Annotated in this window: 24 protein-coding genes and 1 pseudogene; 21 read left to right on the top strand and 4 right to left on the bottom strand. The window is 73.2% G+C overall.

The genetic code is table 11. The features are described 5' to 3' along the window. The first annotated feature begins 164 nt into the window (after nucleotides 1–164). The 10 genes from hisD to ABZT03_RS21630 all read left to right on the top strand — a co-directional run bounded on the left by hisD (nucleotide 165) and on the right by ABZT03_RS21630 (nucleotide 8,044). Nucleotides 165–1,490, top strand: a complete 1,326-nt coding sequence (gene hisD, locus ABZT03_RS21675; RefSeq protein ID WP_356041647.1) for a histidinol dehydrogenase — start codon at nucleotides 165–167, stop codon at nucleotides 1,488–1,490. Continuing rightward, on the top strand, nucleotides 1,487–2,596 hold the full coding sequence (locus ABZT03_RS21670; protein WP_356041645.1) for a histidinol-phosphate transaminase: 1,110 nt from the start codon (nucleotides 1,487–1,489) through the stop codon (nucleotides 2,594–2,596). The genes hisD and ABZT03_RS21670 overlap by 4 nt, the downstream gene beginning before the upstream one ends. Next, entirely contained in the window at nucleotides 2,593–3,195 is a 603-nt protein-coding gene (hisB, locus tag ABZT03_RS21665; RefSeq protein ID WP_356041644.1) for an imidazoleglycerol-phosphate dehydratase HisB, read from the top strand. The genes ABZT03_RS21670 and hisB overlap by 4 nt, the downstream gene beginning before the upstream one ends. Then, complete coding sequence (locus tag ABZT03_RS21660) at nucleotides 3,192–3,356, top strand: hypothetical protein (protein WP_356041642.1); 165 nt, start codon at nucleotides 3,192–3,194, stop codon at nucleotides 3,354–3,356. Before hisB ends, ABZT03_RS21660 begins: the two co-directional genes overlap by 4 nt. Then, nucleotides 3,347–3,994, top strand: a complete 648-nt coding sequence (gene hisH, locus ABZT03_RS21655; RefSeq protein WP_356041640.1) for an imidazole glycerol phosphate synthase subunit HisH — start codon at nucleotides 3,347–3,349, stop codon at nucleotides 3,992–3,994. The genes ABZT03_RS21660 and hisH overlap by 10 nt, the downstream gene beginning before the upstream one ends. Then, nucleotides 3,991–4,716 (top strand): bifunctional 1-(5-phosphoribosyl)-5-((5-phosphoribosylamino)methylideneamino)imidazole-4-carboxamide isomerase/phosphoribosylanthranilate isomerase PriA, encoded by a 726-nt coding sequence (gene priA / locus ABZT03_RS21650; protein WP_356041638.1) that lies wholly within the window; start codon nucleotides 3,991–3,993, stop codon nucleotides 4,714–4,716. Before hisH ends, priA begins: the two co-directional genes overlap by 4 nt. Continuing rightward, complete coding sequence (locus ABZT03_RS21645; protein WP_356041636.1) at nucleotides 4,713–5,108, top strand: RidA family protein; 396 nt, start codon at nucleotides 4,713–4,715, stop codon at nucleotides 5,106–5,108. The genes priA and ABZT03_RS21645 overlap by 4 nt, the downstream gene beginning before the upstream one ends. Further along, the gene (gene hisF / locus ABZT03_RS21640; RefSeq protein ID WP_356041634.1) at nucleotides 5,105–5,860 is read left to right on the top strand and encodes an imidazole glycerol phosphate synthase subunit HisF; all 756 of its coding nucleotides are present in this window, start codon (nucleotides 5,105–5,107) and stop codon (nucleotides 5,858–5,860) included. Before ABZT03_RS21645 ends, hisF begins: the two co-directional genes overlap by 4 nt. Before the next feature lie 118 nt (nucleotides 5,861–5,978). After that, nucleotides 5,979–6,566: a helix-turn-helix domain-containing protein gene (locus ABZT03_RS21635; RefSeq protein WP_356041632.1), complete on the top strand. Its 588-nt coding sequence runs from the start codon at nucleotides 5,979–5,981 to the stop codon at nucleotides 6,564–6,566. Between the two features lie 14 nt (nucleotides 6,567–6,580). Beyond that, nucleotides 6,581–8,044: an MFS transporter gene (locus ABZT03_RS21630; protein WP_356041631.1), complete on the top strand. Its 1,464-nt coding sequence runs from the start codon at nucleotides 6,581–6,583 to the stop codon at nucleotides 8,042–8,044. A 208-nt stretch (nucleotides 8,045–8,252) separates the two neighbouring features. Here ABZT03_RS21630 and ABZT03_RS21625 read toward each other — a convergent pair. Both ABZT03_RS21625 and ABZT03_RS21620 read right to left on the bottom strand, forming a co-directional pair. Continuing rightward, nucleotides 8,253–8,640, bottom strand: a pseudogene (locus ABZT03_RS21625) (VOC family protein). A gap of 28 nt (nucleotides 8,641–8,668) precedes the next feature. After that, nucleotides 8,669–9,304, bottom strand: coding sequence for a TIGR03085 family metal-binding protein (locus tag ABZT03_RS21620; RefSeq protein WP_356041629.1), 636 nt, complete (start codon nucleotides 9,302–9,304; stop codon nucleotides 8,669–8,671). Between the two features lie 139 nt (nucleotides 9,305–9,443). Between ABZT03_RS21620 and hisI the strand changes: the two genes are divergently transcribed. The 11 genes from hisI (at nucleotide 9,444) to lgt (ending at nucleotide 18,535) form a co-directional block, all read left to right on the top strand. After that, nucleotides 9,444–9,836, top strand: coding sequence for a phosphoribosyl-AMP cyclohydrolase (gene hisI, locus ABZT03_RS21615; protein WP_356041627.1), 393 nt, complete (start codon nucleotides 9,444–9,446; stop codon nucleotides 9,834–9,836). An 11-nt stretch (nucleotides 9,837–9,847) separates the two neighbouring features. Further along, a complete protein-coding gene (locus ABZT03_RS21610; RefSeq protein WP_356041625.1) occupies nucleotides 9,848–11,326 on the top strand; it encodes an anthranilate synthase component I in 1,479 nt (492 codons plus the stop codon). A gap of 75 nt (nucleotides 11,327–11,401) precedes the next feature. Beyond that, complete coding sequence (locus tag ABZT03_RS21605; protein WP_356041623.1) at nucleotides 11,402–12,040, top strand: TIGR02234 family membrane protein; 639 nt, start codon at nucleotides 11,402–11,404, stop codon at nucleotides 12,038–12,040. A 103-nt stretch (nucleotides 12,041–12,143) separates the two neighbouring features. Then, complete coding sequence (locus ABZT03_RS21600) at nucleotides 12,144–12,395, top strand: HGxxPAAW family protein (protein WP_356041622.1); 252 nt, start codon at nucleotides 12,144–12,146, stop codon at nucleotides 12,393–12,395. A 197-nt stretch (nucleotides 12,396–12,592) separates the two neighbouring features. Beyond that, a complete protein-coding gene (locus tag ABZT03_RS21595) occupies nucleotides 12,593–12,985 on the top strand; it encodes a DUF2752 domain-containing protein (RefSeq protein WP_356041682.1) in 393 nt (130 codons plus the stop codon). 178 nt (nucleotides 12,986–13,163) lie between these two features. Next, nucleotides 13,164–13,973 carry an indole-3-glycerol phosphate synthase TrpC gene (gene trpC, locus ABZT03_RS21590; RefSeq protein ID WP_356041620.1) on the top strand — a complete coding sequence of 270 codons (810 nt, stop codon included), beginning with the start codon at nucleotides 13,164–13,166 and terminating at the stop codon, nucleotides 13,971–13,973. 3 nt (nucleotides 13,974–13,976) lie between these two features. Beyond that, nucleotides 13,977–14,342, top strand: coding sequence for a tryptophan synthase subunit(beta) (locus ABZT03_RS21585; RefSeq protein ID WP_356041618.1), 366 nt, complete (start codon nucleotides 13,977–13,979; stop codon nucleotides 14,340–14,342). A 55-nt stretch (nucleotides 14,343–14,397) separates the two neighbouring features. Beyond that, entirely contained in the window at nucleotides 14,398–15,684 is a 1,287-nt protein-coding gene (gene trpB, locus ABZT03_RS21580; RefSeq protein WP_356041616.1) for a tryptophan synthase subunit beta, read from the top strand. Beyond that, nucleotides 15,681–16,499 (top strand): tryptophan synthase subunit alpha, encoded by an 819-nt coding sequence (gene trpA / locus ABZT03_RS21575; protein WP_356041615.1) that lies wholly within the window; start codon nucleotides 15,681–15,683, stop codon nucleotides 16,497–16,499. The genes trpB and trpA overlap by 4 nt, the downstream gene beginning before the upstream one ends. 95 nt (nucleotides 16,500–16,594) lie before the next feature. Then, complete coding sequence (locus tag ABZT03_RS21570; RefSeq protein ID WP_356041613.1) at nucleotides 16,595–17,371, top strand: thioredoxin domain-containing protein; 777 nt, start codon at nucleotides 16,595–16,597, stop codon at nucleotides 17,369–17,371. A gap of 84 nt (nucleotides 17,372–17,455) precedes the next feature. After that, the gene (lgt, locus tag ABZT03_RS21565) at nucleotides 17,456–18,535 is read left to right on the top strand and encodes a prolipoprotein diacylglyceryl transferase (RefSeq protein ID WP_356041611.1); all 1,080 of its coding nucleotides are present in this window, start codon (nucleotides 17,456–17,458) and stop codon (nucleotides 18,533–18,535) included. An 81-nt stretch (nucleotides 18,536–18,616) separates the two neighbouring features. On the opposite strand, the gene ABZT03_RS21560 is transcribed toward lgt, so the two are convergent. Continuing rightward, a complete protein-coding gene (locus ABZT03_RS21560; protein ID WP_356041610.1) occupies nucleotides 18,617–19,447 on the bottom strand; it encodes a CoA ester lyase in 831 nt (276 codons plus the stop codon). 40 nt (nucleotides 19,448–19,487) lie between these two features. Further along, the gene (locus ABZT03_RS21555) at nucleotides 19,488–20,693 is read right to left on the bottom strand and encodes a CoA transferase (RefSeq protein ID WP_356041609.1); all 1,206 of its coding nucleotides are present in this window, start codon (nucleotides 20,691–20,693) and stop codon (nucleotides 19,488–19,490) included. Nucleotides 20,694–20,727: the final 34 nt, after the last annotated feature.

Raw genomic sequence — 20,727 nt, 5'->3', positions numbered from 1 at the left:
CTCCCCGCTCCCTGTCGGCCCTCGGTCCCGCACGCCCGTCCGGGCCCGTGCGGTGACGCCCGGAACAGTAGAGGCGGAGGGGATCTTCCGGGTTGCGCCGGGTTCTGTATCAGCCATTGATACACGCGGACGACGCCCGATCCCGGTCTGAGAGAATTGACCGTGTGATCTCCCGAATCGATCTGCGCGGCGACGCCCTTCCCGAGGGACCCGCCCTGCGCGACCTGCTGCCCCGAGCCGACTTCGACGTCGCCGCCGCCCTGGAGAAGGTGCGTCCGATCTGCGAGGCCGTGCACCATCGGGGTGACGCGGCACTGATCGACTTCGCGGAGAAGTTCGACGGGGTCAGGCTGGAGCGGGTGCGGGTTCCCGCGCAGGCCCTCACCCGCGCGCTGGAGGAGCTCGACCCCGCCGTGCGCGCGGCCCTGGAGGAGTCCATCCGCCGCGCCCGCCTGGTCCACCGCGAGCAGCGCCGCACCGGCCACACCACGCAGGTGGTGCCCGGCGGCTCGGTGACCGAGAAGTGGGTGCCGGTCGACCGGGTCGGGCTGTACGCGCCCGGCGGCCGGTCGGTCTACCCGTCCTCCGTGATCATGAACGTCGTACCGGCGCAGGAGGCCGGCGTCGAGTCGATCGCGCTCGCCTCCCCCGCGCAGGCCGAGTTCGACGGCCTGCCGCACCCGACGATCCTCGCCGCGTGCGCGCTGCTCGGCGTCGACGAGGTGTACGCGGCGGGTGGCGCGACCGCCGTCGCGATGTTCGCGTACGGCACCGAGTCCTGCCCGCCCGCCAACATGGTCACCGGCCCCGGCAACATCTGGGTCGCCGCCGCCAAGCGCTACTTCACCGGCCGGATCGGCATCGACGCCGAGGCCGGCCCGACCGAGATCGCGGTCCTCGCCGACGACAGCGCCGACCCGGTGCACGTCGCGGCCGACCTGATCAGCCAGGCCGAGCACGACCCGCTGGCGGCCGCGGTGCTCGTCACCGACTCCGTGGCGCTCGCGGACGCGGTCGCGAAGGAGCTGGAGCCGCAGGTCGCGGCCACCCGGCACGTCGAGGACCGGATCGTGCCCGCGCTGAGCGGCCGGCAGTCCGCGATCGTCCTGGTCGACGGCGTCGAGGAGGGGCTGCGGGTGGTCGACGCGTACGGCGCCGAGCACCTGGAGATCCAGACGGCCGACGCGGCCGCCGTGGCCGACCGTGTCCGCAACGCCGGCGCGATCTTCATCGGCCCCTGGGCGCCGGTCTCCCTCGGCGACTACGCGGCGGGCTCCAACCACGTCCTGCCCACCGGCGGCTGCGCCTGCCACTCCTCGGGCCTGTCCGTCCAGTCCTTCCTGCGCGGCATCCACATCGTGGACTACACGCGGGAGGCGCTGGCCGAGGTCGCGCACCACGTGGTGACCCTGGCGGAGGCGGAGGACCTGCCCGCCCACGGGGCGGCGATCAAGGCACGGTTCGGGTGGAAGGTACCGGCGAGCAAGTGAACCTCGGAATCGACGATCTCCCCGTACGCGACGAACTGCGCGGCAAGACCCCTTACGGCGCGCCCCAGTTGGACGTCCCCGTACGGCTGAACACCAACGAGAACCCCTACCCGCTGCCCGAGGCGCTGGTCGAGCGGATCACCGAGCGCGTCCGCGAGGCGGCCCGCACGCTCAACCGCTACCCCGACCGGGACGCGGTGGAGCTGCGCACCCGGCTCGCCGAGTACCTGACCAAGACCTCCGGTCACCCGCTCGGCCCGGCCTGCGTCTGGGCCGCCAACGGCTCCAACGAGGTCATCCAGCAACTGCTGCAGACCTTCGGCGGACCCGGCCGTACGGCGATCGGCTTCGAGCCGTCGTACTCGATGCACGCCCTCATCGCGCGCGGCACGGGGACCGGCTGGCTCTCCGGCCCGCGCAACGAGGACTTCACCATCGACCTCGCGGCGGCCGAGCGGGCCGTCGCCGAACACCGGCCGGACGTCGTGTTCGTCACCACCCCCAACAACCCCACCGGCACCGCGGTGCCGCCCGAGACGGTCCGCGCGCTGTACGAGGCCGCGCAGGCCGCCAAGCCGTCGATGGTCGTGGTGGACGAGGCCTACATCGAGTTCAGCCACGGCGACTCGCTGCTGCCGCTGCTCGAAGGACGGCCGAATCTCGTCGTCTCCCGGACGATGTCGAAGGCGTTCGGCGCGGCCGGGCTGCGCCTGGGCTACCTCGCCGCGCACCCCGCGGTGGTGGACGCCGTCCAGCTCGTACGACTGCCGTACCACCTCTCGGCGGTCACCCAGGCGACCGCCCTGGCCGCCCTGGAACACACCGACACCCTGCTCGGGTACGTCGAGCAGCTGAAGTCCGAGCGGGACCGGCTGGTCGGCGAACTGCTGGCGCTGGGCTACGAGGTGACCCCCTCCGACGCCAACTTCGTGCAGTTCGGGCGGTTCGACGACGCCCACGAGGTCTGGCAGCGCATCCTCGACCGGGGCGTCCTGGTCCGGGACAACGGCGTGCCGGGCCGGCTGCGCGTCACCGCCGGGACCCCCGCCGAGAACGACGCGTTTCTCGACGCGGTCCGTGAACTGAAGAAGGAGCAGAGCGCATGACTCGCGAAGGGCGCGTCGGCAGGATCGAGCGCACCACCAAGGAGACCTCGGTCGTCGTCGAGATAGACCTCGACGGCACCGGCCAGGTCGATGTGGCGACCGGCGTCGGCTTCTACGACCACATGCTCGACCAGCTCGGCCGGCACGGTCTGTTCGACCTGACCGTGAAGACCGAGGGCGACCTGCACATCGACTCGCACCACACCATCGAGGACACCGCCCTCGCACTGGGCGCCGCCTTCAAGCAGGCGCTCGGCGACAAGGTCGGCATCTACCGGTTCGGCAACTGCACGGTCCCGCTGGACGAGTCGCTCGCCCAGGTGACCGTCGACCTGTCCGGCCGGCCCTACCTCGTGCACACCGAGCCCGAGAAGATGGCGCCGATGATCGGCGAGTACGACACCACGATGACCCGCCACATCCTGGAGTCCTTCGTCGCCCAGGCGCAGATCGCGCTGCACGTGCACGTGCCCTACGGGCGCAACGCGCACCACATCGTGGAGTGCCAGTTCAAGGCCCTCGCCCGGGCGCTGCGTTACGCCTCCGAGCGCGACCCGCGCGCGGCCGGCATCCTCCCCTCCACGAAGGGCGCGCTGTGACCGGCCTGTCGACCCTGCTGATCGTCGTCGGCCTCTTCCTGGCCGGCGGCATCTACTCCTTCGTCAAGCAGCAGATGCCCAGGAGCCTCATCGTGCTGCTGTCGATCGGCGCCGCGATGTGCCTCGTCGCCGGCGTCATGAGGCTGGAGGTGTGGAATTGAGCGCGGCCAGAAAGGTCGTCGTCTTCGACTACGGCTTCGGCAACGTCCGCTCCGCCGAGCGTGCCCTCGCCCGCACGGGCGCCGAGGTCGAGATCACGCGTGACTACGACCGGGCCATGAACGCGGACGGCCTGCTGGTGCCGGGCGTCGGCGCCTTCGCCGCCTGCATGCGGGGCCTCAAGGAGGCACGCGGGGACTGGATCATCGACCGCCGGCTGTCGGGCGGGCGCCCGGTGATGGGCATCTGCGTCGGCATGCAGATCCTCTTCGCGCGCGGCATCGAGCACGGCGTCGAGACCGAGGGCCTCGACGAGTGGCCCGGCGCGGTCGAGCCGCTGCAGGCCGACATCGTGCCCCACATGGGCTGGAACACCGTCGACGCACCTGCCGGCTCCGCGCTGTTCGCGGGGCTGGACGCGGACGCCCGCTTCTACTTCGTGCACTCCTACGCCGTGCACGACTGGAGCCTGGAGACCACGAACCCGGCGATGCGCGCCCCGGCCGTCACCTGGTCGACGCACGGCAAGCCCTTCGTGGCCGCGGTGGAGAACGGCGCCCTGTGGGCCACCCAGTTCCACCCCGAGAAGTCCGGCGACGCCGGAGCCCAGCTCCTCACCAACTGGATCGGAACACTGTGAGCAAGCTCGAACTGCTTCCCGCCGTCGACGTCCGCGACGGTCAGGCCGTCCGCCTCGTGCACGGCGAGTCCGGCACCGAGACCTCGTACGGTTCCCCGCTGGAGGCCGCCCTCGCCTGGCAGCGGGCCGGCGCCGAGTGGCTGCACCTGGTCGACCTGGACGCGGCGTTCGGCACCGGCGACAACCGGGCGCTGATCGCCGAGGTGACCAGCGCGATGGACATCAGGGTGGAGCTGTCCGGCGGCATCCGTGACGACGACACGCTGGCGGCCGCCCTGGCCACCGGCTGCACCCGCGTCAACCTCGGCACGGCGGCCCTGGAGACCCCGGAGTGGGTCGCCGAGGTCATCGCCCGGCACGGCGACAAGATCGCGGTCGGGCTCGACGTACGCGGCACGACGTTGCGCGGCCGTGGCTGGACCCGCGACGGCGGCGACCTCTACGAGACACTGGCGCGCCTCGACTCCGAGGGCTGCGCCCGCTACGTGGTGACGGACATCGCCAAGGACGGCACGCTGCAGGGCCCCAACCTGGAGCTGCTGCGGAACGTGTGCGCGGCCACCGATCGCCCGGTCGTGGCCTCCGGCGGCGTGTCCTCGCTGGACGACCTGCGGGCCATCGCCGAACTGGTGCCGCTCGGCGTCGAGGGCTCGATCGTCGGAAAGGCCCTCTACGCGAAGGCGTTCACCCTGGAAGAGGCGCTGGAGGCGGTGGCCAAGTGAGCGACGTGCGACGCGTGGCGACCGGCGCGCCCTGGGAGGACCCCTTCGGCTACTCCCGTGCGGTCGAGCTGCCCAACGGACTGGTGCTGGTCTCCGGCTGCACGTCGATCGTGGACGGTGAGATCGCCGGCGGCGGCCCCTACGAGCAGACGGTCAACGCCTTCAACGTCGCCTTCGCGGCGCTGGAGCAACTGGGCCTGGGCCGCGGGGATGTGGTGCGGACACGTATGTACATCACCCATGCCCGGGACGTGGAGGATGTGGGGCGCGCCCACAAGGAGCTGTTCGACGCCGTGCGGCCGGCCGCCACCATGCTCATCGTGTCCGGCTTCGTGGACCCCAGCCTGGTCGTCGAGGTCGAGGTGGAGGCGTTCCGAGGGGGACCGGCATGACCCTGGCCGTACGCGTGATCCCCTGCCTGGACGTGGACAACGGCCGGGTCGTCAAGGGCGTCAACTTCCAGAACCTGCGCGACGCCGGCGACCCGGTCGAGATGGCCAAGGTCTACGACGCCGAGGGCGCCGACGAGCTGACGTTCCTGGACATCACCGCCTCGTCGGGCAACCGCGAGACCACCTACGACGTGGTGCGCCGCACCGCCGAGCAGGTCTTCATCCCGCTGACGGTCGGCGGCGGCGTCCGCACGGCCGAGGACGTGGACAGGCTGCTGCGGGCCGGCGCGGACAAGGTGGGCGTCAACACGGCGGCCATCGCCCGCCCCGAGCTGATCCGCGAGATCGCGGAGCGCTTCGGCCGGCAGGTGCTGGTCCTGTCCGTGGACGCCCGTCGTACCGAGTCCGGCTCCTTCGAGGTGACCACGCACGGCGGCCGCAAGGGCACCGGCATCGACGCCGTCGAGTGGGCGCACCGGGCCGCCGAGCTGGGCGCGGGCGAGATCCTGCTCAACTCGATGGACGCCGACGGTACGAAGGACGGCTACGACCTGGAGATGATCGCGGCCGTGCGCAAGCACGTGAGCGTGCCGGTGATCGCCTCCGGGGGCGCCGGCCGGCTGGCCGACTTCGCGCCGGCCGTCGCGGCGGGCGCGGACGCGGTGCTCGCCGCCTCCGTGTTCCACTTCGGCGACCTGCGGATCGGCGAGGTCAAGAACGCACTGCGGGAGGCGGGCCGCCCCGTCAGGTGAGCCCGACGCAGGTCGGTGAGCCCCGGTCATGCGGCCGGGGCTCTTCCACGCGCAGAAGCAAAAGAAAAGTTGCGCAATTTTTATTGCGCAGTTTTTCTTGCGCGTCTACGGTGGCCGCATGGCACGCGAGGAGAACCGCCCCATCACGGACCTGGGCACGCTCAAGGCCTTGGCACACCCGCTGCGCATGCGGCTGTACCGCGGCCTGTGCGTGGCCGGTAGGGCGACCGCCTCCCAGCTGGCCGACCAGGCCGACGAGGCCGTGTCCCTGGTCAGTTACCACCTGCGCAAGCTCGCCGAGCACGGGCTGATCGAGGCGGCCGAGACGGGGAGCGGCGACGGCCGGGAACGCTGGTGGCAGCCGGCCTCGGCGGGTGTCAGCATCCGCGACCGGGACTTCCGGGACGCCCCCGAACGGGTCGCCGCCCATCTCGCCGCCACCCGGCTCTTCCACGACCAGCGCGCCGACATGTATCGCGGCTACCTCGACGAACGGCTCGCCTGGGGCCCGGAGTGGAATGCCGCCGTCCCCGACAGCGAGTCCCTGCTGAAGCTCACCGCCCCCGAACTCGCCCGACTTCGGGAGGAGTTGTTCGCGCTCGCTAGGAAGTACGACGAGCTGGGCCGGACCGCGGAGGCCGCCGGTGACGTCGAAGGGCGCGAGAACGTCGCGTTGCACGTGTACGGATTCCCGTTCCGCGTCTGAGGAAGGCCACGTTCGTGACAATCGTCGCGCCCGCCGTCTCCGAACGGCACGCCCCCGAACTCCCCGCCCACCGCGACGGCAACGTGCTGCGCTGGCTCACCGCGTACACCGCCTCGATGGCCGGCGACAGCGTCTACTACATCGCCCTGTCCTGGGCCGCCGTACGGACCGGGACCCCGTCGCAGGCCGGCCTGGTCCTGGCGGCCGGCGCCGTGCCGCGCGCCCTGCTGATGCTCGGCGGGGGAGTGATCGCCGACCGGTTCGGGCCGCGCCGGGTCGTCATCGGCAGCGACGCGGTGCGCTGCGCGGCCGTGCTCGCGGTGGCCGGACTGCTGTACGTCACCCGCCCCGGGCTGTGGCCGCTGGCGCTGCTCGGCCTGGTCTTCGGGGCCGTCGACGCCGTGTTCATGCCCGCGATCGGCGCCCTCCCCGCACGCCTGACGGCCCGCGGCCAGCTCGCCCGGGTACAGGGCATGCGGGGCCTCGCCATCCGCTTCGCGAGCATCACGGGCGCCCCGCTTGGCGGCCTGGCGGTGGCGATCGGCGGAGCGGCGGCGGCCTTCGCGGCGGCGGGACTGCTGATCGCGGTCTCGGTACCGCTGTTGATCACCGTGCGGGTGCGGGAGCCGGGCGTCGACGGCCGTGCGGACCGGGTCGACCCGGCGGACCGCGCGGACCGCGCGGACCGGGCGGATCGGGCGAGCCTGGCTCAGCGGGTGGACTCGGCGGATCGGGTGGGCCCCGAGAGCCGGGCGGAATCCGCCGGCCCGGCGGACCGGGCGGCCCCCGCGGGCCTGGCCGACGCGGCAGACCGGGCGGCCCCGGCGGACAGGGCCGACGCGACAGACCCCTCGCCCGCCGACCGCGGCAGCGCCCGGCGTGATCTGACCGACGGGCTGCGGTACATCCGGCGGCACCGGGTCCTCGCTCCGCTGATGCTGGCCATCGCGCTCGGTGACCTGGGGTTCGTCGGTCCGCTCAACGTGGGGTTGACGCTGCTCGCCGACGAGCGCGGCTGGGGTGCCTCCGGGATGGGCTGGGTGCTCGCCGGGTTCGGCACCGGCGCGGGTGCCGTGTCGCTGCTGCTGACCCTGCGCGGCCGGCTGCCGCACGCCGGACGCGTCGCGGCGTACGCGATCCTCGCGGGCTCCGTCGCCATCGGCGCGCTCGCCTTCGCCCCCTCCGTGCTCGTGGCCGTCGGCACCGCCCTGCTCGTCGGACTGCTGGCCGGCCTCAGCGGCGCCCTGTGCGGCGCGCTGCTGCAGACCCAGACCGAGCCCGCCTGCCTGGGCCGTGTCACCGCCGTGTCCGGGCTGGTCAGCCTGGGCTTCGCGCCGCTCAGCATGCCGCTGTCGGCGGCGGCCATCGGCGCCTGGGGCACCGGCCCGGTGTTCGTCGTCAGCGCGGTGGTCTGCGGGCTGGGCGGGGTGGTCGCCCTGTGCGCGAAGGATCTGCGCCGCGCCGAACTACCACGCTGACCCGTCCCGGCGCCGACCCGGATGACCCGTCCCGGCGCTGCCCCGTCCCCGCGATTGACCCGTCTCCGCGCCAGAAACCCCCCGCCCTGCCCCTGCCCCTGCCCCTGCCCCGCCCGGGCCGGCCGCCGGGCGGACCGACCAGGTCCGGGCCAGCCCCTGCGGCCGGGTCACGCCCCGCGCCGGGGCCCCTCCTTGGGCCCCGCCCCCCTCACCCCTTCGGCTGAACCAGTTGGATCAGGTTGCCGACCGTGTCGTCCAGGACGGCGGCGACCACCGTGGGGTGGCGAGGTGAAGCGGACGCCCAGGCCCTGCAGCCGCTCGTGTTCGGCGGCGATGTCGTCGACGGAGAAGACGATGCAGGGCAGGCCCGCCTCGCGCAGCGCCGCGCGGTACGGCTCCGCGATGGGACCCTGACCGGGCTCCAGCAGCAGCTGGAGATCGGGCTGGGCCCCCTCGGCGGCGCCGACGGTCACCAGTGGCGGGCCGCCGCCGAGGTCCATGTGCAGGCGGGTCTCGAAGCCGAGGACGTCGGTGTAGAAGGCGTGGGCCTTCTCGATGTCGTCGACGTACACGCTGGTCATCGCGACCTTGATCACGGCCGTCACGGTCCTCTCGGATGCCGGGTCAGATACCGAGCTGCTTGGCCTCGTGCAGCCTCGTGATGGCGTCCTTCTCGCCGTCCAGCTCGACGTCGGCCGCGCTGTGCCGCCCGTGCACGAACAGCAGCAGCTCCGAGGGCTCGCCGGTGGCCGTCACCACCGGAGTGCCCCGGTGGGCGACCGCCGTCTCGCCGTTCGGGCGCCGCAGCACCAGGCCGGTCGGGACGCTGCGCCCCATCAGCCGCGCGGTGCGCTCCAGGCGGGACCACAGGGCGTCCTGGAAGACGGGGTCCAGTTCGCGCGGCGCCCAGTCGGGGCGGGCCCGGCGGACGTCCTCGGTGTGGACATAGAACTCGACGGTGTTCGACATCTCGTCGACCTGCTTGAGGGAGAACGGCGAGAAGCGCGGCGGGCCGGTACGGATCAGCTGGATCAGCTCCCCGTACGGCTTCTCCGCGAACTCCGCCATCACCCGTTCGAGGCGGCCGGCGAGTGGCTTGATCAGGATGCCGCCGGCGGCGTCGGGCCGGCGTTCGCGCACCACCACGTGCGCGGCGAGGTCGCGGGTGAGCCAGCCCTCGCAGAGGGTCGGGGCCTCCGGGCCCTCGGCCTCCAACAGGTCGGCGAGGAGAAGTCGTTCACGCTTGGCGAAAGTCGACATGACAGCCAGCGTACGGCCGCCTCCGCGCCGCGCCCACCCGCCGCGCGGCCGACGCGCCCCTCGAGGGTGGCCGCGCGGCCACTTCCAACGGGTGGACGGTCGGGCGGGAGTGCCGGTGACGCGCGGCACAATGGCACCCATGACCAGCACGCCCAAGCCCAGCAACCTCGACCCCGAGATCGCCGCGCGCCTCAGGCGCAGCGCCGACGGGCTCGTCCCCGCCATCGCCCAGCAGTACGACACCGGTGAGGTGCTCATGCTCGGCTGGATGGACGACGAGGCGCTGCACCGCACCCTCACCACCGGCCGCTGCACCTACTGGTCGCGCAGCCGTCAGGAGTACTGGGTGAAGGGCGACACCTCCGGCCACGTCCAGCACGTCAGGTCCGTCGCGCTCGACTGCGACGCCGACACCGTGCTCGTGCGCGTCGACCAGGTGGGCGCCGCCTGCCACACCGGGGACCGGACCTGCTTCGACGCCGACGTGCTGCTCAAGGACGCCGGTTCCGGCGCACCGGCCGTGGATCAGTAGGGTCAGCCGCCATGGACCTCGACACGTTCCGCAAGCTGGCCGGTGACCGGCGGGTCGTCCCCGTCACCCGCAAGCTCCTCGCCGACGGCGACACCCCGGTCGGGCTGTACCGCAAGCTCGCCGCCGAGCGCCCCGGCACCTTCCTGCTGGAGTCCGCGGAGAACGGCCGCACCTGGTCCCGGTACTCCTTCGTGGGCGTCCGCTCGGCGGCCACCCTCACCGCGCGCGACGGCTCGGCGCACTGGCTCGGCACCCCGCCCGTCGGCGTCCCGGTCGACGGTGACCCGCTCGCCGCCCTGCGCGCCACCATCGAGACCCTGCACACCCCCCACCAGGAGGGCCTGCCGCCCTTCACCGGCGGCATGGTCGGCTACCTCGGCTACGACATCGTGCGCCGCCTGGAGAAGATCGGCCCCGGCGAGCGCGACGACCTCGGGCTGCCCGAGCTGACCATGCTGCTGACCAGCGACCTCGCCGTCATGGACCACTGGGAGGGCTCGGTCCTGCTGATCGCCAACGCGATCAACCACAACGACCTCGACACGGGCGTCGACGAGGCGTACGCCGACGCGGTGGCCCGGCTCGACGCCATGGAGGCGGACCTGTCCCGCCCGGTCTCCCAGCCGCCCGCCGTGCTCCCGCCCTCCGAGCTGCCCGCGTACACGGCCCTGTGGGGCGGCCCCGACTTCCAGGCGGCCGTCGAGGACGTCAAGGAGCGCATCCGCGCGGGGGAGGCCTTCCAGGTCGTACCGTCGCAGCGGTTCGAGACGCCGTGCACGGCGAGCGCGCTGGACGTCTACCGCGTCCTCAGGGCGACCAACCCCTCGCCGTACATGTACCTGTTCCGCTTCGAGGGCTTCGACGTCGTCGGCTCGTCCCCGGAGGCCCTGGTCAAGGTCGAGGACGGGCGGGCGATGGTCCACCCCATCGCCGGCACCCGCCACCGCGGGGCGAGCCCGCAGGAGGACCAGGCCCTGGCCGACGAACTGCTCGCCGACCCCAAGGAGCGCGCCGAGCACCTGATGCTCGTCGACCTCGGCCGCAACGACCTCGGGCGGGTCTGCGAGCCCGGCTCGGTCGAGGTCGTCGACTTCATGTCCGTCGAGCGCTACTCCCACGTCATGCACATCGTGTCGACGGTGACGGGCCGGGTCGCGCACGGCCGCACCGCTTTCGACGTGCTCACCGCCTGCTTCCCGGCGGGCACCCTGTCCGGCGCCCCCAAGCCCCGCGCGATGCAGATCATCGACGAACTGGAGCCGTCCCGGCGGGGGTTGTACGGCGGCTGCGTCGGCTATCTCGACTTCGCGGGCGACTCCGACACCGCCATCGCCATCCGTACCGCCCTGCTCCGGGACGGCACCGCCTACGTCCAGGCGGGCGCCGGAATCGTCGCCGACTCCGACCCGGTCGCGGAGGACGCCGAGTGCCGCAACAAGGCGGCGGCGGTGCTGCGCGCGGTCCACACGGCCAACCGGCTGGGCGCGTAGGACGTCCCCCGTTCGAACAGTGGGGCGCTTATCACGTGAACCCCGGGTGCCGGTTCGCCCGGGGTTCAGGCGATAGTGGACTACGTGACTGCCGTACCGCACCCTCGTTCCGAAGCCGCGCCCGCCCAGGCCGGCCGTCGAAGTCTCGCCGTCGCCCTGCTGAGCGGAGCGCTCGGCGCGGCCGTGGCGCTGCTGGCCACCCGTCAGCAGTGGGCGCGGGGCACCGCCACGGTGGCCGGCGGCGACTTCCCGCTGACCGCCAGCGGCAGCGACGTCTCGGGCGTTCCCGCGGCCCTCGCCATAGTGGGCCTCGCCGCGCTCGTCGCCGTCTTCGCCGTCCGCAGGGCCGGCCGCTTCCTGGTCGCCGGTCTCCTCGCGCTCTCCGGCGCCGGCATCGTGGCCGCGGCCCTGCTCGGCGTCTCCGACAGCAGCGCCCTCGACGACAAGGCCGCGAAGGCGTCCGGGGACACCTCGGCCACCGTCGACGCGCTCACCCACACCGCCTGGCCCTACGTGGCGGTCGCCGGCGGTGTGCTGATCCTGCTCGCCGGGCTGCTCGCGCTGCGCTACGGCCGGCTGTGGCCCGCGATGTCCGGCCGCTACGAGCGTTCCGGCGCGCCCCGGCCGCGGCGCCGGGCGCCCGCCGTGAACCCCGACCGGCCCGAGGACATCTGGAAGGCGCTGGACCGCGGCGAGGACCCCACGGGCGCGTAGCCCGCGCGCAGGGGGTGACCCCCGGCCACCTCTCCCGCGCGCGTGCGGGACAATGAGGGTGAGCGTCCGGCTCAGACAGGTACACAGCAACGAGGAGCAAGTCATGGCGGGCAGCAGCCACGGTCACACCCCGGCCGCCTGGACCGGTGTCATCATCGCCTTCATCGGCTTCTGCGTCGCGGGCGCCTTCATGGTGATGGCGTCCCCGGCGGGTTTCTGGGCCGGCATGGCGATCGTGGTCCTCGGTGGTGTCGTCGGCGGCATCATGCGCGCGATGGGCATGGGCATGCCTAAGGAGACCCACCCGGTGCACCAGGGCGCGGGCCAGCGCGAGCCCGCGGGCGCCGAGGGCTGAGAGGCCGTACGGAACATGCGTCAGGGGCGGTTCGGCAGGGATGCCGGGCCGCCCCTTCGCGCGCGCGGGGCGGTCCTGCGGGGCACAATGCGGGCGTGAACGCCGACAGCGAGAGCGTGTGCGCCGACAGCCGGACAGTGCCGCAGTCCGGCGCGCGGGACGCCGTCCCCGGCGGGGCGCCGGCCGGCGCCCGGGAGGTGGCACGGCGGCTGGCCGTGCCCGCCGGCATCCTCGCGGCCGTCGCCGGGGCCTTCGCCTACGTGGGGGCCGTGGACCCCAACCAGCCCGGCCACTATCCGGCCTGCCCCCTGCTGCGCTTCACCGGGGTGTACTGCCCCGGCTGCGGCGGACTGCGCGGCGCGCACGCCCTGGTGCACGGCGATCTCGCGGGGGCGTTCACCGACAACGCCCTGGCCGTCGTGGGCTACGCCGTCTTCGCGGTGGTGTGGACCGTCTGGGTGGTGCGCTCGCTGCGCGGACGCCCGCCGCGGATCGAACTCGGCCCGGTGCACCTGTGGAGCCTCGGCGTGTTGCTGCTGGTCTTCACGGTTGTCCGGAACCTGCCGTTCGGTGGCCGGCTGCACCCTTGATCAATTCGCGAACGTCCAGGTAGTGGGACCGGCGTCAACCGGATGTGAGGCCTTCGCCTTCCTGCGGATACCATCGCAAGTGACCATCGGGTTTCGTCATCGGTTCGATCCGACGAGGTGGCCGGTGGCCGGAAGGCAACCGCTTTAACAGTCAACCGTCTGGAAGGGGGCCCCTCGCGTGAGTGTGCTCGACGAGATCATCGACGGCGTCCGTGCCGACCTCGCGGAACGGCAGGCGCGCGTCAGCCTCGACGAGCTCAAGGAGCGCGCGGCGAAGGCTCCCGCGGCCAAGGACGGGGTCGCCGCACTGCGCGGCGAGGGCGTCAAGGTCATCTGCGAGGTCAAGCGTTCCAGCCCGTCCAAGGGCGCGCTGGCCGCCATCGCCGACCCCGCCCGGCTCGCCGCGGACTACGAGGCGGGCGGCGCGGCCGTCATCTCCGTGCTGACCGAGGAGCGCCGCTTCGGCGGGTCCCTGGCGGACCTGGAGGCGGTCCGCGCCCGCGTGGACATCCCCGTGCTGCGCAAGGACTTCATCGTCACCTCGTACCAGCTGTGGGAGGCCAGGGCCTACGGCGCCGACCTCGCGCTCCTCATCGTCGCCGCCCTCGACCAGCCCGCGCTGGAGAGCCTGATCGAGCGCGCCGAGTCCATCGGGCTCACACCGCTCGTCGAGGTCCATGACGAGGACGAGGTCGACCGCGCGGTGGACGCCGGCGCGAAGATCATCGGCGTCAACGCGCGTAACCTCAAGACCCTCGAGGTCGACCGCACGACGTTCGAGCGGCTGGCCCCCGAGATCCCCGCCCACCTCGTCCGGATCGCCGAGTCCGGGGTCCGCGGGCCGCACGACCTCATCGCCTACGCCAACGCCGGCGCCGACGCCGTCCTGGTCGGCGAGTCCCTCGTCACCGGCCGCGACCCCAAGTCCGCGGTCGCCGACCTGGTGGCGGCGGGCGAGCACCCCGCGCTGCGGCACGGCCGGGGCTGACCGATGCCCCTCGCCGGCCGGGCCCTCCTCGCCGACCGCCCGGGCTCCGGCCCGCGCGGCGCGGCCGGATGCCCGTGGCCGGCCGCCGGCCGGGCCTCGGACGGCACCCCGCACGGCGACACGGGCGGCGCCACGCCGGTAGAGTCGCCCGCGATGTCCTCGATCACCACGACGGCCAGGGACCCCTACGCCCGTCTCGCCCGCGGCTGCCGTCCGCGCGGCTGCCGAGCGCCCGCGCGCCGGGTGCACGGGCGGCGCGTCCGGTACGTCATCGGTGACGAGCCGGGCCAGGTCAACGGCATGCGATGGCGTCCCGCGGGGGGCGCGGGGAACTGCGCGAGCAGCACCAGCCGGCCCGTGGCCGGCTGACGACCCCCGCCCCCACGGCGACTGTTCTTCCACACACTCACCGTGAGGTTTCCGCATGCCCAGCGAGTTCTTCCTTCCCGACCCCGAGGGCCGGGTGCCCAGCGCCGAGGGTTACTTCGGCGCGTTCGGCGGCAAGTTCATCCCGGAGGCGCTCGTCGCCGCCGTGGACGAGGTCGCCGTCGAGTACGACAAGGCCAAGTCGGACCCCGAGTTCGCCCGCGAGCTCGACGACCTGCTCGTCCACTACACCGGCCGTCCCAGCAGCCTCACCGAGGTGCCGAGGTTCGCCGAACACGCCGGTGGCGCCCGGGTGTTCCTCAAGCGCGAGGACCTCAACCACACCGGCTCCCACAAGATCAACAACGTGCTCGGCCAGGCCCTCCTCACCCGGCGGATGGGCAAGACGCGGGTCATCGCGGAGACCGGCGCCGGCCAGCACGGCGTCGCCACCGCCACCGCCTGCGCCCTGTTCGGCCTCGAGTGCACCATCTACATGGGCGAGATCGACACGCAGCGCCAGGCGCTCAACGTGGCCCGGATGCGCATGCTCGGCGCCGAGGTCGTCGCCGTGAAGTCCGGCAGCCGCACCCTCAAGGACGCGATCAACGAGGCGTTCCGCGACTGGGTCGCCAACGTCGACCGCACCCACTACCTGTTCGGCACGGTGGCAGGCCCGCACCCCTTCCCGGCCATGGTGCGCGACTTCCACCGCGTCATCGGCGTCGAGGCGCGCCGCCAGATCCTGGAGCGCGCCGGACGGCTGCCCGACGCGGCCGTCGCCTGTGTCGGCGGCGGCTCCAACGCCATCGGCCTCTTCCACGCGTTCATCCCGGACGCCGGCGTACGCCTGATCGGCTGCGAGCCCGCCGGACACGGCGTGGAGACCGGCGAGCACGCGGCCACCCTGACCGCGGGCGAGCCCGGCATCCTGCACGGCTCCCGGTCCTACGTCCTCCAGGACGACGAGGGCCAGATCACCGAGCCGTACTCCATCTCGGCCGGCCTGGACTACCCGGGCATCGGACCCGAGCACTCCTACCTCAAGGACACCGGCCGCGCCGAGTACCGCGCGGTCACCGACGACGCGGCCATGCAGGCCCTGCGTCTGCTGTCGCGCACCGAGGGCGTCATCCCGGCCATCGAGAGCGCCCACGCGCTGGCCGGCGCCCTGGAGGTCGGCAGGGAGCTGGGCGAGGACGGGCTGATCGTGATCAACCTGTCCGGCCGCGGCGACAAGGACATGGACACCGCCGCCCGCTACTTCGGGCTGTACGACACCGACGCCGAGGTCGCCGCCGACGCGGACGGCGACATCGCCGAGATCGAGGGAGACGCCAAGTGAGCGGGAACATCCGGCTGCTGAGCGACACCCTCGCCGCCGCCAGGGCGGAGGGCCGCTCGGCCCTCATCGCCTACCTCCCGGCCGGCTTCCCGACCGTGGACGGCGGCATCGAGGCGATCAAGGCCGTCTTCGACGGCGGCGCCGACGTCGTCGAGGTGGGGCTGCCGCACAGCGACCCCGTCCTGGACGGCCCGGTCATCCAGACCGCCGACGACATCGCCCTGCGCGGCGGGGTCAGGATCGCCGACGTGCTGCGCACGGTCCGCGAGGCGTTCGACGCCACCGGCAAGCCAGTGCTCGTGATGACGTACTGGAACCCGATCGACCGCTACGGCGTCGAGCGGTTCACCGCCGAACTGGCCGAGGCGGGCGGGGCCGGCTGCATCCTGCCCGACCTGCCCGTCCAGGAGTCGGCGCTGTGGCGCGAACACGCCGACAAGCACGGGCTCGCCACGGTCTTCGTGGTCGCGCCCAGCAGCAGGGACGAGCGGCTCGCCCGGATCACCGCGGCGGGCAGCGGCTTCGTCTACGCCGCCTCGCTGATGGGCGTCACCGGCACCCGCGCGTCGGTCGGCGCGCAGGCCCAGGACCTGGTGGAGCGCACCCGGGCCACGAACCCGGATCTGCCGGTCTGCGTCGGGCTCGGTGTCTCCGACGCGGCGCAGGCCGCCGAGGTCGCCGGCTTCGCCGACGGCGTGATCGTCGGCTCGGCCTTCGTGAAGCGGATGCTGGACGCCCCGGACCACGCGGCCGGGATCGACGCGGTCCGCGCCCTCGCCGGCGACCTCGCGAAGGGCGTCCGCGGACAGGCGTAGGACCGTCGCAGGACCGAGGTGAGGTACCGGTCACTCGAACGGGTGGACCTGGGGCCGGGGAGGCGCGCTGCGCCTCCCCGGTTCGTTCTGCGGGTGTGAGCGAGAAGAACCGTGACGGAAAGCGCACCGCCCGTGAGCGGCTGGCGGTCGAGCGTGAGAAGCAGAAGTCCGCGCAGAAGCGGCGGCGGGCCCTGATCGTCGGCGCGAGCGTCGTCGGAGTCCTGGGGCTGGCGGCGGTGATCGGCGTGATCGCCGCCAACTCCGGCAAGGACGACGGCAGCGACTCGGCGGGCCCCGCCGTGGCGCCGTCGGGAGCCAAGGGCAAGGATGCCCTGGCGATCCCGGTCGGCAAGGAGAGCGCCAGGTCGACGCTCACCGTCTGGGAGGACTTCCGCTGCCCGGCCTGCCAGGCCTTCGAGACGGCGTACCGCCCGGTGATCCGCGAGCTGACGGACGCCGGACAGCTGAAGGTCGAGTACCACCTGGTGACCCTCATCGACGGCAACATGGGCGGCACCGGCTCCCGCAACGCGGCCAACGCCGCGGCCTGCGCACAGGACGCGGGGAAGTTCCGCGCCTTCCACGACGTGCTGTACGAGAACCAGCCGAAGGAGACCGAAGACGCCTTCGCGCAGAACAGCAAGCTCCTGGACCTCGCGGGCAAGGTCGACGGCCTGGTCACCCCGGCGTTCCGCAACTGCGTCCAGGACGGCACGCACAACAGCTGGGTGGCCAAGTCCCACCAGGCCTTCCAGGCGGGCGGCTTCAGCGGCACCCCGACGGTCCTGCTCGACGGCAAGAACATCTACCAGGACCAGACCATGACCCCCGCGAAGCTGAAGCAGCAGGTGCAGGAGGCCGCCAAGGGGTGAGCGGTTTCGCCGTTCCCCCGTTATGGACCCGTAGCCGGGTGGCTTGCCGTGTGCCCCGCCCGGCAGGGTAGCGTCGACCCTGCCATGGACCTTTCCTTCATTCCCAGCCCTTCGCGCGGGGTGCTGCATCTCGGCCCCATTCCGCTGCGCGGCTACGCGTTCTGCATCATCATCGGTGTCTTCGTCGCGGTCTGGCTCGGCAACAAGCGCTGGATCGCCCGCGGCGGGCGGGCCGGCACGGTGGCCGACATCGCTGTCTGGGCCGTGCCCTTCGGCCTGGTCGGCGGCCGGCTCTACCACGTCATCACGGACTACGAGCTGTACTTCAGCGCGGGCCGCGACTGGGTGGACGCCTTCAAGGTGTGGCAGGGCGGTCTCGGCATCTGGGGCGCGATCGCCCTCGGCGGACTCGGCGCCTGGATCGGCTGCCGGCGCCGGGGCATCCCGCTGCCCGCGTGGGCCGACGCCCTCGCCCCCGGTATCGCGCTCGCACAGGCGATCGGCCGCTGGGGCAACTGGTTCAACCAGGAGCTGTACGGGAAGCCCACCGACCTGCCGTGGGCGCTGAAGATCACCTCCTCGACGGACGGCCGGGTGCCGGGCACCTACCACCCGACGTTCCTGTACGAGTCCCTGTGGTGCGTGGGTGTCGCGCTGCTCGTCATCTGGGCCGACCGCCGCTTCAGGATGGGCCACGGACGGGCGTTCGCGTTGTACGTCGCCGCCTACTGCGTGGGCCGCGCCTGGATCGAGTACCTGCGCGTCGACGACGCCCACCACATCCTGGGCCTGCGGCTCAACGACTGGACCGCGCTGATCGTGTTCGTCCTCGCGGTGACGTACATGGTGCTGTCCGCGAAGAAGCGCCCGGGCCGCGAAGCCGTCGTGGAGCCGGGTGCTCCGGACGGCGACACGGAGACCGGGGCCGCCGGGGACGAGGCCGAGGGCAGGCACGAGGACCAGGTCAAGGACACGGACGGGTCCGACGCCGATCCCGCCTCCGGTGCCGGGCCGGAGTCCGAGGCGGAGTCCGGGCCGCGGTCCGCAACGCCGGACCTGTCGAAGGACCCGCTGCCGGACACCGGCGCCGAGGCGCGTGCGGAGGAAGCGGAGCACTCCGGCGAAGAGGCCAAGGACGAGGCCGGCTCGGCGAAGAAGAGCTGACGGCACGTTCACACCGATGAGGGCGCCCGGGAATCTCTCCCGGGCGCCCTCATCGGTGTGGGCGACCCGTCGTCCCTGACGTCAGCGTCTGCGGGCCAGGGACAGGGTCCGCCGGGCCGCGGCGACCACCGCCGCGTCGACGAAGCGGCCGTCCGGCAGCGCCTGGGCGCCCTGGTCGCGCGTCGCCGCCTTCACGATCGCCTCCGCCTGCTCGATCTCCCGCTCCGTGGGCAGGTAGGACCGTTCGATGACGGGCAGTTGGCGTGGGTGGATGGCGGCCCGGCCGAGGAAGCCCAGGGCGCGGCCGTGTGCGCAGGACGCGGCCAGGCCCGCCAGGTCACGGATGTCGGGGTGGACGGACTGGGACGGCGGGGCCAGGCCGGCCGCCCTGGCCGCCACGACGATCCGGGAGCGGGACCAGTCGAGTCCCGTCTCCTCCCGTACGCCCAGGTCGGACCGCAGGTCGGCCTCGCCGAGCGCGATGCCCCGCAGGGCCGGGTGCGCGGCGGCGATCGCGTAGGCGTGTTCGACGCCCAGGGCCGATTCGACGAGGGCGTACAGCGGGGGTGTCCCGCCGTCGGCCCCGGCGGTGGCGCGCGCCACGCGGAGGATCTGCCCGGCCGCCGTCACCTTGGGCAGGCGGAGTCCGGACACCCCGGGGAGGCCGGCCGTCGCCTCCAGGTCGCCGGCTGCCAGGGGACCGTCCAGCGCGTTCACCCGGACGTGGACCGGGACGGGCTGCGGCTCGGCGAGGAGTTCGGCGGTGGCCGCGCGGGCGTACTGCTTCCGGTCGGGGGCGACCGCGTCCTCCAGGTCGATCACGACGACGTCGGCACCCGCGCCGAGCGCCTTGACGACGACGGCCGGCCGGTCGCCGGGTGCGTACAGCCAGGTGAGCGGGGCGGGGGTCATGGGGCTCCCGGTGCGGGGAGGGCGGCCACGCGCCCGCGGGTCACGTCGCTCCCTCGGTGCGGAGGGCGGCCAGGTCGGAGGCGGTCAGGCCGAGTTCGGTCAGGACCGCGTCGGTGTCCGCGCCGTGCGGGCGGCCCGCCCAGCGGATCGCGCCCGGGGTCGCGGAGAGCCGGAAGAGGACGTTCTGCATGCGCAGCGGGCCGAGTTCGGGGTCGTCGACGGTGGTGACGGTGTCGAGCGCCAGGTACTGAGGGTCCGTCATGACCTCCCGCACGTCCTGGATCGGGGCCACCGCGGCCTCCGCCTTCTCGAAGGCCGCGAGGACGTCCTCCCGGGTGCGCCGGGCGATCCAGGTGCCGACGGCCTCGTCCAGGACGTCGCTGTGGGCGGCCCGTTCGGCGCCCGACCCGAACCAGGGTTCGGCGACCAGTTCGGGGCGGCCCACCAGGTGCATTACCCGTTCCGCCACCGACTGGGCGGACGTGGACACCGCCACCCAGCCGCCGTCCGCGGTCCGGTAGGTGTTGCGCGGGGCGTTGTTCTGGGAGCGGTTGCCGGTGCGGGGCTGGACGTGGCCGAGCTGGTCGTACCAGGTGGGCTGCGGCCCGAGGACGGTCAGGATCGGCTCGATGATCGCCATGTCGACGACCTGGCCCTCACCGGTGTGTTCACGGGCGGCGAGGGCCGTCATGACGGCGTAGGCGGTGGCGATGCCCGCGATGGAGTCGGCCAGGCCGAACGGGGGGAGGGTGGGGGGCGCGTCCGGTTCCCCGGTGATCGCGGCGAAGCCGCTCATCGCCTCGGCCAGGGTGCCGAACCCGGGGCGGTGCGCGTACGGGCCGAACTGGCCGAAGCCGGTGACCCGGGCGAGGACCAGGCGCGGGTTGACGGCCGAGAGCTCCGGCCAGCCCAGGTCCCATTTCTCCAGTGTGCCCGGCCGGAAGTTCTCGACGATCACGTCGGCCGTCGCGGCGAGCCGCAGCAGGGTCGCCCGGCCACCCCGGGTCGACAGGTCGAGGGTGATGGTGCGCTTGTTGCGGCCCAGCAGTTTCCACCACAGGCCCACCCCGTCCTTCGAGGGGCCGTGGCCGCGGGAGGGGTCCGGCTGCCTGGGGTGCTCGACCTTGATGACCTCCGCGCCGAAGTCGCCGAGCAGGGTGGCGGAGAGCGGGCCGGCGAAGAGGGTGGCGAGGTCGAGGACGCGGAGGCCGGTCAGGGGCGGCCGGCCGGGGGGTCGGCGGGTCACGCGGGGTACCGCGCGGTGACCAGGGGCGGGTGGG

This window comes from Streptomyces sp. NPDC005574 (genome assembly GCF_040605435.1).
Classification (GTDB): Bacteria; Actinomycetota; Actinomycetes; order Streptomycetales; family Streptomycetaceae; genus Streptomyces.
This window is presented reverse-complemented; position numbering and strand designations above follow the sequence as displayed.

Excerpts from the sequence above, each read along its gene's own strand:
- lgt (WP_356041611.1), top strand. The coding sequence starts at position 17,456 with ATGGACCTTTCCTTCATTCCCAGCCCTTCGCGCGGGGTGCTGCATCTC.
- trpB (WP_356041616.1), top strand. The coding sequence starts at position 14,398 with ATGCCCAGCGAGTTCTTCCTTCCCGACCCCGAGGGCCGGGTGCCCAGC.
- hisF (WP_356041634.1), top strand. The coding sequence starts at position 5,105 with ATGACCCTGGCCGTACGCGTGATCCCCTGCCTGGACGTGGACAACGGC.
- hisI (WP_356041627.1), top strand. The coding sequence starts at position 9,444 with ATGACCAGCACGCCCAAGCCCAGCAACCTCGACCCCGAGATCGCCGCG.
- ABZT03_RS21635 (WP_356041632.1), top strand. The coding sequence starts at position 5,979 with ATGGCACGCGAGGAGAACCGCCCCATCACGGACCTGGGCACGCTCAAG.
- hisB (WP_356041644.1), top strand. The coding sequence starts at position 2,593 with ATGACTCGCGAAGGGCGCGTCGGCAGGATCGAGCGCACCACCAAGGAG.
- ABZT03_RS21560 (WP_356041610.1), bottom strand. The coding sequence starts at position 19,447 with ATGACCCCCGCCCCGCTCACCTGGCTGTACGCACCCGGCGACCGGCCG.
- ABZT03_RS21620 (WP_356041629.1), bottom strand. The coding sequence starts at position 9,304 with ATGTCGACTTTCGCCAAGCGTGAACGACTTCTCCTCGCCGACCTGTTG.
- ABZT03_RS21600 (WP_356041622.1), top strand. The coding sequence starts at position 12,144 with ATGGCGGGCAGCAGCCACGGTCACACCCCGGCCGCCTGGACCGGTGTC.
- ABZT03_RS21610 (WP_356041625.1), top strand. The coding sequence starts at position 9,848 with ATGGACCTCGACACGTTCCGCAAGCTGGCCGGTGACCGGCGGGTCGTC.
- ABZT03_RS21585 (WP_356041618.1), top strand. The coding sequence starts at position 13,977 with ATGCCCCTCGCCGGCCGGGCCCTCCTCGCCGACCGCCCGGGCTCCGGC.